General features: G+C 32.4%; 12 protein-coding genes. 5 read left to right on the forward strand and 7 right to left on the reverse strand.

Going from position 1 to position 13809, the window contains the following annotated elements; genetic code table 11:
- The first annotated feature begins 763 nt into the window (after positions 1-763).
- From BC961_RS13480 to BC961_RS13495, 4 genes are all read left to right on the forward strand, one after another.
- Entirely contained in the window at positions 764-2542 is a 1779-nt protein-coding gene (locus BC961_RS13480) for an Ig-like domain-containing protein (protein WP_121926385.1), read from the forward strand.
- A gap of 69 nt (positions 2543-2611) precedes the next feature.
- Positions 2612-4645, forward strand: coding sequence for an outer membrane beta-barrel protein (locus BC961_RS13485; protein WP_121926386.1), 2034 nt, complete (start codon positions 2612-2614; stop codon positions 4643-4645).
- Positions 4646-4869: 224 nt separating this feature from the next.
- Positions 4870-5340 carry a nuclear transport factor 2 family protein gene (locus BC961_RS13490; RefSeq protein WP_121926387.1) on the forward strand — a complete coding sequence of 157 codons (471 nt, stop codon included), beginning with the start codon at positions 4870-4872 and terminating at the stop codon, positions 5338-5340.
- Positions 5330-5776, forward strand: coding sequence for a DUF1572 family protein (locus BC961_RS13495; RefSeq protein ID WP_121926388.1), 447 nt, complete (start codon positions 5330-5332; stop codon positions 5774-5776). The genes BC961_RS13490 and BC961_RS13495 overlap by 11 nt, the downstream gene beginning before the upstream one ends.
- A 65-nt stretch (positions 5777-5841) precedes the next feature.
- Here the strand turns inward: BC961_RS13495 and BC961_RS13500 are convergent, their stop codons facing one another.
- From BC961_RS13500 to BC961_RS13530, 7 genes are all read right to left on the reverse strand, one after another.
- A complete protein-coding gene (locus BC961_RS13500; protein ID WP_121926389.1) occupies positions 5842-6885 on the reverse strand; it encodes an o-succinylbenzoate synthase in 1044 nt (347 codons plus the stop codon).
- A 106-nt stretch (positions 6886-6991) separates the two neighbouring features.
- Positions 6992-8197: a tetratricopeptide repeat protein gene (locus BC961_RS13505; protein ID WP_121926390.1), complete on the reverse strand. Its 1206-nt coding sequence runs from the start codon at positions 8195-8197 to the stop codon at positions 6992-6994.
- Positions 8198-8322: 125 nt separating this feature from the next.
- A complete protein-coding gene (locus BC961_RS13510; protein ID WP_121926391.1) occupies positions 8323-9000 on the reverse strand; it encodes a metal-dependent hydrolase in 678 nt (225 codons plus the stop codon).
- Between the two features lie 150 nt (positions 9001-9150).
- Positions 9151-10110 carry a 1,4-dihydroxy-2-naphthoate octaprenyltransferase gene (menA, locus tag BC961_RS13515; protein WP_121926392.1) on the reverse strand — a complete coding sequence of 320 codons (960 nt, stop codon included), beginning with the start codon at positions 10108-10110 and terminating at the stop codon, positions 9151-9153.
- A 113-nt stretch (positions 10111-10223) separates the two neighbouring features.
- On the reverse strand, positions 10224-11726 hold the full coding sequence (locus BC961_RS13520; RefSeq protein ID WP_121926393.1) for a PH domain-containing protein: 1503 nt from the start codon (positions 11724-11726) through the stop codon (positions 10224-10226).
- Positions 11726-12247, reverse strand: a complete 522-nt coding sequence (locus BC961_RS13525) for a PH domain-containing protein (protein ID WP_121926394.1) — start codon at positions 12245-12247, stop codon at positions 11726-11728. Before BC961_RS13525 ends, BC961_RS13520 begins: the two co-directional genes overlap by 1 nt.
- A 161-nt stretch (positions 12248-12408) precedes the next feature.
- Positions 12409-13239, reverse strand: a complete 831-nt coding sequence (locus BC961_RS13530; protein ID WP_035671944.1) for a 1,4-dihydroxy-2-naphthoyl-CoA synthase — start codon at positions 13237-13239, stop codon at positions 12409-12411.
- A 259-nt stretch (positions 13240-13498) separates the two neighbouring features.
- Here BC961_RS13530 and BC961_RS14920 point away from each other — a divergent pair, with 259 nt between their 5' ends.
- On the forward strand, positions 13499-13624 hold the full coding sequence (locus tag BC961_RS14920) for a hypothetical protein (protein WP_262706569.1): 126 nt from the start codon (positions 13499-13501) through the stop codon (positions 13622-13624).
- Positions 13625-13809: the final 185 nt, after the last annotated feature.

Raw genomic sequence — 13809 nt, forward strand, 5'->3', positions numbered from 1 at the left:
TCTTTCTGTCCCAAAAATATAAAAAGAGTGAAATTAAAAACAGGTATCGCAAAGCAAGAATTTAATTTTAAAAATTTATACAGTAAGATAAAAGTTTAATAATCAATACGCTAATTCTAAAAATCGGAATACTGGACAATTACAAGAATATACTACACTATTCTTAAAAGTAAATTTATTAAAATCTATAATACCTAAGGATTTTAAAAATAATTTAACAAACTATTATATAAAAGCTCATGTATAATATAAGCTGCAATAATATTTTTATGTAATTGGTTTTGAATGCCTATAGAATTATAAAATACACTCTGCGTAATTGCTAAAGTATTTCAAAATACTGAAAATTATTAGAACATTCCATAAAAAATTATAAGTTTTCAGTAAAATTATTAAGCTGCTGGACATTGTAAAAATCGTATTTATTATAAAATTTTCTGAAACGAAATAATTCTATTTCAAACAACAATTCTATTCATTTAACCACATAAAATGATAAACAGTTAAAATTGTAACTGTTTTCTAATTACGATCAATTTCTATCTTCAGTTTTTTTATTTTGATACTTATTGTACATTTTATCTAAACTTTTATAACCACTTCGATATAAAAGTAGTTAGCTAACTGTTTTTAAATTATTTTCTATTTTGAGAAACTAAAATCTGTGAATTTTGCAAACTTAAAATTTAATAACATAATTAATTAACATAATATTCATTTTACTTTTGACGTACAAAATGTATAAACCCCCAAATTAAATAAAATGAAAACAAAAACTTTATTTCTAAACTATGCAATTCTATTTATTGCATTAATTTCTGGATGCGCAAGCGATGATTTTCAGGACACAGTTGGTATATGTCCTATTGTAGAATCTACCACTCCATTAAGTAATGCTATAGCGGTGCCAGTAAATAGTAACATTATTGTTACTTTTAATGAAGAAATGGATCCTACGACAATTACGCAAAGTTCGATAACTTTAACAGGATCCAGTACTGTCGCAGGAACAGTAACCTATTCAGGAAAAACAGCCTCTTTCAAACCAACTTCAGCATTAGCTGAAAACACTACTTATACGGGAAGGGTAAAAACCACTGTTAAAGATCTTAAAGGAAATGCTTTGCAAACGGATTATGTTTGGGCATTTACAACTGGTTTAATTTTAAGACCAATTGTTACTAGTACTGATCCAATAAACAACGCTACTGACGTAATCTTAAACAAAGTAATTACGGCTACATTTAGTATGCCTATGAATCCTTCAACGCTTAACGCTACTACTTTTACAATAAAACAAGGAGTAAACACAATACCAGGAACTATTTCCTACAGTGGTTCTACAGCATCCTTTACACCTACAATTGCTTTAGACGCTAATACTACCTATACGGCTACAATAACTAATGGAGCAAAAAACTCTTCAGATACAGCATTATTAGCTAATTATGTGTGGACTTTTAAGACAGGAATTAACCCAACAATTATTGCTACTGATCCTCTAAATAATGCAATAAATGTAAATCTTTTAAAAACGGTAACTGCTAATTTTAGTATAGCAATGGATCCAACAAGCATAAACGCTACTACTTTCACTTTAAAACAAGGAACAACAGTAGTTTTAGGAACGGTTTCTTATTCGGGAATTACTGCTTCATTTGATCCTACACTTCCCTTACAAGCAGGTAAAGTTTATACTGCTACAATAACAACAGGTGCTAAAAGCACGATAGGAATTCCTGTGGCCAATAATTATTTATGGAGTTTTACTACTACAGTAACACCGCCAATTGTAGTTTTACCTTCGGCTATTAATCTTGGTACAGCTGCAATGTTTGGTGCTTTTGGCGGAAACGCTGGAATAACTAATCAAGGATTGAATACTGTTATTAACAATGGTAGTATTGGAACTACTGCAGCATCAACATTAGTAACAGGATTTCATGATGCTAATGCTATTTATACTGAAACTCCTTTAAATGTAGGTAATGTTACAGGTCGAATTTATACTGCACCTCCTGCTCCAGGAACTGCAACTTCATTTGCAGTGGCAAGTCAAGGATTACTTGATGCAAATGCAGCTTATCTAAGTATTTCTCCAGCTTCAAAACCAGGAGGAACGGATCCAGGCGCTGGCGAACTAGGAGGACTAACATTAGCTCCAGGAGTTTATAAATCAGCTAGTGGTACATTCAAAATAAGTAATGGTAACCTAACATTAGATGCACAGGGTGATCCTAATGCAACGTGGATATTTCAAACTGCAGCAGGACTTACGGTAGGAATTGCTGGACCAACAGGAGCGAAAAGCATTATAATGAAAAATGGAGCTTTGGCTAAAAATGTATTCTGGTATGTAGGTACTGCGGCAACTATCAACGGAGCTGGTGGCGGAGTTATGGTAGGAACTATAATCGCTAACGCAGGAGTTACATTCTCAACTGCAGGAAATGCTGCGCAAACTGTTCTAAATGGTAGAGCAATTTCTTTAGTTGCATCTGTAACAATGGTAAACACAACAGTAAACGTTCCAAATAATTAAAAAAAAGTAATAATCCATCCCACTCAAAGTTGGGATGGACTTCTTAAAACTTTATAAAAAATAAACGACATGAAAAATATAACAAAATACAAAAAGGCGCCGCGACAAGCATGGTCAGCTAATACTTTACCCATCAAAAGTCTATCATTAGCATTTTTGACAATTCTAAGTATTCAAAATGAAATAGTAGCACAACAAACGCAAGAGCTTAAGTATGCAAAACCTTCATGGTTCTTTGGTGTTGCTGGTGGTGCTAATTTTAATTTCTACCGCGGATCTACAAATCAGTTGAATGCTAGTTTCACACCTCCTGCAACATTTCACAATGGAGACGGTGTTGGTCTTTTCGTTGCACCTCTTTTAGAGTATCGCCCTGCTAATTCTAAATGGGGCGTGATGTTGCAAGCTGGTTATGATAGCCGTAAAGGTACTTTTGATCAAGTAAATACAGCATGTGACTGTCCTGCTGACCTGACCACTAAACTTAGTTACATCACTGTAGAACCTAGTTTGCGTTTCGCTCCATTTAAATCAAATTTATATCTTTATGGAGGTCCACGTTTAGCTTTCAACCTAGATAAATCTTTTGAATATCAATTAGGTATAAATCCTGCTTATCCAAATCAAACTCCCTCAGCAGCAGTGACGGGTGATTTAGACAACGTTGAAAAAACGCTTATTTCAATGCAAATTGGAGCAGGATATGATATTCCTCTTTCTACAGATGCTAAGAAAACACAATTTGTTCTTTCTCCTTTTGTTTCGTTTCAGCCTTATTTTGGTCAAAACCCTCGTTCAACTGAAACTTTGAACATTACGACAATTAGAGCCGGTGTAGCTCTTAAAATGGGACAAGGAAAAAACATTCAAGAAGCGACTGATATAGTTAAAGATCGTGAAGTTCAATTTACAGTAAACTCTCCGAGCAATGTTCCTGGCGAAAGTAGAATGACTGAAATTTTTCCACTAAGAAACTATGTTTTCTTTAACGAAGGATCTACTGAAATTCCAAATCGTTACGTAACTTTGAATAAAACTCAAGCCGCTAATTTTAAAGAGGATCAATTAGAATTGTTTGCTCCTAAAAACTTAGCAGATCGTTCTAAACGCCAAATGACTGTTTATTATAACGTTTTAAACATTCTTGGACAACGTATGCAACAGAATCCGTCAGCAACAATAACTTTGATAGGTTCTTCTAACAAAGGGAATTCGGATGGTATTGTAATGGCTGAATCAGTTAAAAGTTACCTAGTGAACGTTTTTGATATAAACTCTACTAGAATCGCGACTAAAGGTCAAGAAAAACCAAATATCCCATCAGAACAACCAGGAGCAACATTAGAATTAGTTTTATTGCGTGAAGGTGATCGTAGAGTCTCTATTGAAAGTAACTCTCCTGACTTATTAATGGAATTTCAAAGTGGTCCTGATGCACCATTAAAACCAGTACAAATCATGACATCGCAAGAAGCACCAGTTGAAAGTTATGTAACTTTTAACAATAAAGGAGCTGGAGAAGCATTATCTTCTTGGTCATTACAGATAGCAGACGAACACGGAAAAACAAAAGCTTTTGGACCTTACACTGAAGATGAAGTTAAAATTCCTGGAAAAGCAATTTTAGGAAGTCGTCCAGAAGGTGATTACTTAGTAAAAATGATTGGTCAGAACAAAAGTGGTAAAATTGTTGAGAAAGAAACTCCTGTTCACATGGTACTTTGGACTCCAGCAAAAACTGTAGAAGGTATGAGATACAGTATTATCTACGAGTTCAATACTTCAAAAGCAATTACGATTTATGAAAAATACCTTACTGAAGTAGTAACACCTAAAATTCCTGTTGGAGCTACAGTACTAATAAAAGGACATACTGATATAATTGGTGACGAAACATACAATCAAACACTATCTCTTTCTCGTGCAAACGATACAAGAAAAATTATTGAAAATGCTTTAGCTAAAACCGGGCGAAAAGATGTGAAATTTGAAGTTTCTGGTTATGGTGAAAATGAAAACAGTGCACCTTTTGAAAACAAAACTCCAGAGGAACGTTTTTACAACCGTACTGTAATTATTGATATAATTCCTGCTAATAAATAAATCTCTTATTTTAGCGTAAATTTTAAGAATGAATAAAAGGATAGAAATTTAAAAATCTATCCTTTTTTTTGTACCAAAAATTAAAATTAGAAACTACTCACTTCACAATACACATAATTCGTCGCATCTTCCTTTTCGAATAAAGTTATCTTTTTTAAATTTTATAACAAATATTTTACATTGCGATAAAAAGAGTATTTTTACTTTCTTCTTTATTTTAACATATGAATTCTAACGAAAAAATTCTCAGTAAATTCTACACTGCTTTTGCAAATGGTGATGCGAAATCTATGTGCAAATGTTATCATTCTAACATTAAATTTACCGATCCTATCTTTGGATTATTAGTTGGAAATGATGTTTGCCAAATGTGGAAAATGCTATTTGTAAAAAGCAAAGAGACTATCAAAGTTGAATTTTCAATTGGAAAAATAGATCAATACCGTGGTTCAGCTACATGGATAGCCACATATAAATTTGGCAAAAAGAATAGAAAAGTGATAAATAAAGTTTACTCTGAATTTCAGTTTAAGGATGGATTGATAATCAAGCAATTTGATCATTTTAATATATGGTTGTGGTCTAAGCAGGCTTTTGGAATTATAGGATATCTTTTTGGTTGGACGGGCTACTTCCAGCGAAAAATAGAAGAAAAAGCTTCGCTGTCATTAAAAAAATATCAAAATGCTAGTTGAGTCACTAAAAACTTTATTTAATAGAGATCTCAATAAACTTCAAGAGGAAATTGAGTTATATAAAAATGAGGCTAATCTTTGGAAGATTGAAAAAGGAATTAGTAATTCTGCGGGGAATCTTTGCTTACATCTAATAGGCAATCTCAATAGTTATATAGGATCTGAACTCGGAAAAACAGATTACATTAGGAACAGAGATCTTGAGTTTTCATTAATAAATGTTTCAAAAGCAGAATTATTAAATAGAATTGAAAAAACTAAAGTAGTAGTGAATAACGCACTAGAAGTAATAACTTCCAAAAAACTTGACGAAGAATATCCTCTTTTGGTATTCGAAAATAAGACAACAACAGCATTTTTTCTAATTCATTTGAGTACTCACCTTGCTTATCATTTAGGCCAAATAAATTACCACAGGCGCTTGCTAGATTCTTAAATAAATACAATTTTATTCAAGCAGTAAATGAATGAAAAATTTGCTACTTATAAATTTCAAATGAATTAAAAGTCATTAAAGTCAAACTGCCACTTTATAGTTTTATCATACCATAATTGCCCTTTAGAAACTGTCAAAGGACAATCAAAATTATTCGTATAAAGAGCTCCAGTTCCTAATCCTTGTGGCATCAAATTGTGCTGTAAAAAAGTCCATTGTGCAATTGCATTTAGACCAATATTACTCTCTAAAGCTGAGGTAATCCACCAACCAATATTGTGCTTTTCAGCTAAAGAAATCCATTCTTGGGTTCCTCTAAAACCACCTACAAAACTTGGTTTTAAAATGATATATTGAGGCTTAATTTTAAGTAATAATTCTTCCTTTTCAGCTAAATTAAAAACACCTATTAGCTCTTCATCTAGCGCAATGGGAAAAGGAGTGATTTTGCATAGCTCTGCCATCCTGTCAGTGTTGTTTTTTTCAATTGGTTGCTCAATACTATGTAATTTAAGTTCAGATAGTTGAAGTAATTTATCTAATGCTAAATTTGAAGTAAATGCACCGTTAGCATCTACTCTAATTTCGATTTGTTCTGGTGAAAAATACTGCCTAATAAAACGTAATAATTGCAACTCTGTATCAAAATCAATAGCTCCAATTTTCAATTTTATACAACGAAATCCAGTAGCTAATTTTTCCTCTATTTGCTCCTTCATATAAGTTTCTGTACCCATCCATACGAGTCCGTTTATATTGATAGATTTTTCACCTGAAGTAAATTCAGATGGAAAGAGTAAAAAAGGGTTTTCACTCCCTAGAGATTGAAACGCCATTTCAACACCAAACTGTATCGAAGGATACTCTAATAATGCTTCCCAAAGCTTATCCTTTCCTAAATTAATATTAGCACAAGTCCACTTTAATTTCTCTTCATAATCGGGTCTGTCGTCGATACTCAAGCCACGAAGAATTCCGCACTCCCCTATTCCCTTTTTACCATCCTTTTCTAAGATGATAAACCAGGTTTCTTTTTCATTCATTACACCTCGAGAAGTTCCTGATGGTCTTTTAAAATTCAATATGTATTTATGGTAGGATGCTTTCATATTATACTCAAACCCGAAGGATGTTTTAGATTACTTATAAGATTATAAAAACAATTTTTAATTACGCTATCGTCAATTTTAAAATAGACAACTTATCTATAAAGCGCTACTTCAAAAACTTTAAAACTCTATCAAAATCCTTGTTTTGAATTCCTAATTTTTTAAATGTTTCAAAGTCTTGTTTTATTTTTTCGCTCCAACTTAAATTATCACTTACATTTTGCGCCTCGTATTCTTTGTAGATAACTTTAGCAGAGGAATAATTATCGTTTAAGAGATAAGCATGCGCTAAGTTTAATTTTATTAATAATTCAGTGTCATCAAGCTTCTCACCTTCTTTAAGAAACTTAATTGCCTTTCCGTATTGCTTAGTTAAAATATAATTGCTGCCGATTGAATTGTAGTCTAAAGCCGTTGCCTTACCATCATTTATCACTACCATCAATTTAGTTATTGCCTCACCAATCTTACCCTCTTTTGAAAGTAATGCCGCTTGCTTGCGCAAATCTTCGTAAATAGCAGTTGAAAGATTGCTTTCGCTAAAACAACTAACACCAAAATCTTTAAAAGCTTTAGCACGCTCTACAGCTAACAATTTTTGAAATTCCTTAAACTTATATTTAGATTGAATTTTATCCAATACACAGACGCAAAAATCATCCGAATTAGCCATCTTTTGAGCTAAATTAGAAGTTTTACATTGATCAATTATATATTTTCTATTTTCAGTTGTCCATCCTCGACTGAGTTTATTATCGACCCACGGCACAACTTCCAGAACAATTTTCTGATTCATAATCCAATTCTTGCTTTCAAAACCAAACCATAAATTGCCGGAATTCGATTTCATACAAGATATTTTATCATCGGAAAGCAATTTTGCATCTTTGCTCACCGGCGTATCTTGCACGAAACAAGCATTCTCAGTTTTTCCATCTTCTTTATATTGTGCAGCGAGAACTGCAGACGAAAAAATGGCGTATTTACACTTATCCTCACCTGAGATTTTTGACAATATAAAGACAGCGCCAGCAGAACCTTGCGAAATACCCGTGTGATCAGGAATAGCTTTTAAAACTGAAACTAAACTACTCGCCATTTGTTGGTTTTTATCCAAGAGCGTAATTCTGAAAACAACTTCGGTGGTTCCTTCTGGGAAGTCTTGGGTTTTGACAACAATTCTATTTCTTGCAGAAACGGTTACTTCTTGGACTGTAGCTCGAGTTTTATCCCAGTAGCCATCTTTTTGCGCCAAACTCACTTGGAATGCAAGTGTTATCAAAAGTAGAAACAAAACTTTTGTAGTATTCATATCGTTTATTTACTTTTTTTTAGCCCAGATAGAAGTGGAAATCCTTTTATAAATCATCTAGCCATTTTAAGGCTAGATGATTTATAAAAGATTGAAACGGATAGCTGGAATAGCTCCATATAAAACTATAACTCAATTGAACTTCCTATTTCAAGTAGCATTAAATCTTTTCCTTTGTTAAAGAATTTTCGAATAGCGTCTTCATGATCTATTTCGATGTAACCAAAAGTATCATAATGATATCCTAGAATTTTGTCGCAATCAACAAAATCAGAAGCAATGATCGCATCTTCCACATCCATAGTAAAATTATCTCCTATAGGCAAGATCGCTAAATCAAGCTTAGTGCGCATAGGAATTAGTTTCATATCCATTGTCAATGCAGTATCACCAGCAATATAAATATTTTTGTGTTCGCCCTCGATAACAAATCCTCCTGGGTTTCCACCATAAGATCCATCAGGAAAAGAACTTGAATGTATTGCATTTACGTATTTTAGTTTACCAAAATCAAAGTTCCAACTTCCACCGTGATTCATAGGATGTGATTGAAATCCTTTAGCGCCATAATATCCCGCAATTTCAGCATTAGAAACAATTACCGCATTGGTTCGCGTAGCTATTGCTTCAACATCAAGAATGTGATCGCCGTGAGCATGCGTTAAAAGAATAAAGTCAGCTTTTAATGAATCAATATCGATATGTGCTGCCTTATCATTTGCAGAAATATAAGGATCTACTAAAATGTGCGTACCGTTAACTTCGATACCTAACGAGGCGTGACCATAAAATGTTATTTTCATTTGAATAATTTTTAAAATCCTTTTAATTTACATGTACCATGATATCATTTATATGAAAACGGTCTGAAATTAAAAAGGATGATTATATTTTATTTTAATTTTTGCTAGCAGTTTTTAAAATTGCGACTCATTTATTTCACAATAGAATCGTTATCTACCTCCCAAAAACAGATTTACGATTAAATCTGGAATTAATGAAACCATACATAAAGCTAATAAAATAGAAAGTGCAAATGTACTTAACGCTAATTTTTTTAACTCAGGATCAAGAGCTCTCGGATCTTCGTTTCGGTAAACCGTATTAAGATGCTTAACCAAAGGGATATAAGCTAATAAAAACAAATATTGATCTAAACGGTAATCACTTAATATTGCGAAAACTAAAACTAAAATCATTGCAGTAATGATTAAAAAGTAATGATATTTCTTAGCCTTTGCTCCACCTATTTGAACAACAATTGTATTTTTATTTGATTTTCTATCAGAGGATTCATCACGCATATTATTCAAGTTCAAAACCCCAGTACTCAGTAATCCTATTGCTGCAGCGGGCAAGAATAAGTCAAAATCTAGTTGCTCTGAGTATAAAAAATTAACTCCAAGTGTGCTTACCAAACCAAAAAACACAAACACGAATACATCACCAAATCCCCTATAACCATAAGCAGTATTCCCAACTGTATAGCGAATCGCCGAAGCGATAGATAAAATACCAAGCAAAAAGAAAAATAAAGAATACCAAATATTAGTATCGCTGAAAGCGAAGTATATCAAAGTAACAGCCGACATCAAAGTTAAAAATGAAGTTATCGCAATTCCAGTTTTCATCGCTTGAGGCGAGATTGCACCACTTTGTATCGCGCGTAACGGACCTACTCGATCTGCATTGTCAGTACCTTTTATTCCATCTCCATAATCATTTGCGAAATTTGAAAGTACTTGCAAACCCAGCGTTGTTAAGATTGCTAAACCAAAAATGGTCCAACTAAAAACTTCAGTCGGAGTTTCAATATTGTCTGTAGGTCGCAACGCATACATACTTCCCACAATAATTCCAGATACTGATAATGGCAAAGTTCTTAATCGCGCTGCTTCAATCCAATGTTTCATTTTATTCAATTTGTTTTATACCACGAAGGTAACTTTTATTTCTATTTTATTTTCTACCTAATATATCCTTCTACTCCCATTTTTAGGTCATAATTGTAACAACTTTTGAAACTTTACATCCAATTACTATCAGAAGTCTCAATTTTATACAACCACTCGTTTACATGGTGTTTTATAGTTGTAAAATTACCTAATTGAAAAGCTAAATCACCACCGGCAGTATGTATTATTATCGAACCAATGTCGGCATTTTTATGCCAAAAAAGTTGCGAAGTAGTTACTCCTTGTATTTTTGCAGTATCGATAATAGAATTATCAATATCCCACGCACCACTTTGTTTGATTACAAAATCATCACTAATATAAAGTCTGTTGTTTAGATATCCAAAAAATACAATTAGCCCGATAAAGACGACATAGATGGGAACTACAAAAACATAATCCAGCAAAGAAGAATCGACATAATTAGCTAGTGCAAAAAATAGTAACGCTGGAATGACAATAAAAAGGAAGAGTGAAAATACTAATTTTCTATAATTTGGCTTTAGCTGTATTCCTTTTTCAGGGATGTTTCGAAATAAAAACTTAAAAATAGCAGCTTTTTCATTTTCATCGCAACCAGGAATTTCGATAATAGACTTGTTATTTTGTCTATCCCCGCTTGTTGCTTGCTTAATCTTGATCTCCAATGTATCCATTTTCTTTTGGAAATAGTTTCTACTAATAGTTACAATTTGCACCTTTTCGGGTTTCACGATTGTACTTTTAGTACTCAATAATCCGAAGGAAAGCACAAGCGAGTCATTATGCTTAGTCACTTGGTAATCAAAGTACTTGAATATAACCCGAATTAAATTGATCATTAAAATCAAAGCGATTAAAACAAAGAATACAAAGCCAATAGATTTTAGAGCTAAACCTTGATCAATATAACTTTCAAGGTCTTCATCACTAAGATCATATTCTGGTATAATCTTTTTTACATTATCAAAAATTGTAATCAAAAAAGCTAAAACTAAGCCGAATGTTTTGACATAATTAGTTGTAATTCCGACCTTCAATAAACTTAAAAAACTAATTTTCACAAGTGGTTTGTCATCCTCTACTGAATTAACTAACGCTTCTTCGTGACTTGGTAATTGATCTTTACTAATTTCATTTACTAACAATCTTGTTTTTAAAGCGACTGCGAGAGCATGTGAAACGGCTTTAATTCTTCCCTCTTTCTTTGCACTTCCAGCTGTGTCAACATTAAGTTCATAAACACCAATTATTCTTTGAATTAAGGATTGATTAATGTCTACTTGCTGAATTCTATTCAGCTGAATAATAGTTCTTTTTTTATTTAGAACTCCTTCATTAATAATAAACTCATCATTATCGCTATCTAAGTAAAAAGTAAAAGTCAAGTACTTCAGATAAGCAATTAATGCAACAATTAATAGAAAAGCAGCTACGCCTAAAAAAAGATAAACTGAATTTAAATCTTTAAACTTAACAATATAAATAAGTAAAACCGGCCATAAACCGCGTGCCCAAAGCTGCAACGTATCAAAAAACATTACTAGTACGCCTATTGGTGATTGCCTTTGAGGAAGGTTAAATTGTTGATCCATTATAATTGCTTTTGAATTTTACCCATTAGCAATTGTTTAATTTTTTCCGCTTGCTCTTTTTCGATTCCAGGAATTTCGATATCGCTAGAGCTTCCACCAGCGGTAAATATTTGAATTTTGGCTAAATCAAAAATACGTGAAACAAGACTTTCATGTAATGCTACGTGCTGTATTCTATTATAAGGTATTACAACAGTATTATTCGAAATAAGTCCGAACTTATACAATACATCGTGTTCTCTAAATGCATATCCTTTTTTGTAGAATCCCGCTATTGACACGAATGTAACAAATAAGCAAAACATTGAAAGCATAATTCCAATTATCAACCAAATTCTTCCTGAAAATATTTCGTCATTATAATAAGAGAAAAAAACAAAAAATAGAATTAGAGATGCACAAAAGATCACTAAATTAATAATAACAACTCGAAGATATTTAGGATGTAAAGATGTAAAAACAACTTCCTCAAATTTAGGAAGTTGCTTCGTATCAATTGTGTCGTTTGTGAAATTTTCCATTTAGTTTTATTAATTTACTGATGCAGTATTTTTAGAATTCAAAAAAGTTTTGAAACTTTAAATATTTATATTAGTTCAGCTTTAAAAAATGACTGTGTTTCCTCAATATTAAAAATTTTTAATTTCGAATTGAAAAATGATTATTAAGAAAGCATATTATATTATGGCAACCATTTTTTTTCAAAATTCGGTTTTCTTTTTTCTAAAAAGGCATTTCGACCTTCTTTAGCCTCTTCAGTCATATACGCAAGACGAGTTGCTTCTCCAGCAAAAACTTGTTGGCCAACCATTCCATCATCAGTAAGGTTCATAGCAAATTTCAACATTTTTATAGCCATAGGCGATTTCTGCAAAATTTCTTGAGCCCATTCGTAAGCAGTGTCTTCCAGTTCTGCATGCGGAATAACAGCATTTACCATTCCCATATCCATAGCATCTTGCGCTGAATAATTGCGTCCCAAAAAGAAAATTTCGCGCGCTTTTTTCTGCCCGACCATTTTTGCTAAATATGCTGAACCGTATCCACCATCAAAACTTGTTACGTCAGCATCTGTTTGTTTAAAAATCGCATGCTCTTTACTTGCTAAAGTTAGATCGCACACGACATGCAAACTATGACCACCACCTACAGCCCATCCAGGAACAACAGCAATAACTACTTTTGGCATGAATCGAATCAAACGCTGTACCTCGAGTATATTCAAACGATGTTGTCCATCTTCGCCAACATATCCTTGGTGACCTCTTGCATTTTGATCACCACCACTGCAAAATGAATATACACCATCTTTTGAAGAAGGACCTTCAGCAGAAAGTAAAACTACTCCAATAGAAGTGTCTTCTTGCGCATCATAAAATGCATTGTACAATTCCGCAGTAGTTTTAGGACGAAAAGCATTTCGTACATCAGGTCTATTAAAAGCTATTCGAGCAACACCATTGCACTTCTTATAGGTTATATCTTCATATTCTTTAGCAGTAATCCAATCCATAATCGTTGATTTAAATTATTTTAGTGTAAAAATAAATCATTTTTTGCAGTATATCTATTCTATCGAAAGAAGCTTGTGGTACTATTTATCTGATGAATTATGCTAAAATGTTAAAAATCAACACTTAAAGACTAAATTAAAGTATTTGAATGTAAAAGTTTTTTATATTTATGGTAATCAAGATTGATAAATACAAATTATGTAATTCATTAATTTTTTTTAATTAACACTGATTTATTAACTCTAAAAAAAGAATGTATTGAGTACACTAAAAAATGTTGTCGCTCCTTTTTCTAAGGCAGTAATTAATCAATCGATTACAAATACTTGGAGAAATGAGATAATGAGAAAATCATATGTCATTTTAATAGATTCTGATAAGTAACTCCTACGGTTGAAACAAAGATTAATTTTTCTTGTTCTTGCATTAGCGAGACATTAATAAAAGAATGTTTAGAAAATAATCTTAAAATTTATATATAAACCAAAGGCTAACTGTGAACTTGGATATCAAATTACATAACTTTTGATTTCACATTTTAAGACATAAAAAAAATTAAGGTAAATTAC

It is taken from the genome of Flavobacterium weaverense (assembly GCF_003688495.1).
Classification (GTDB): Bacteria; Bacteroidota; Bacteroidia; order Flavobacteriales; family Flavobacteriaceae; genus Flavobacterium; species Flavobacterium weaverense.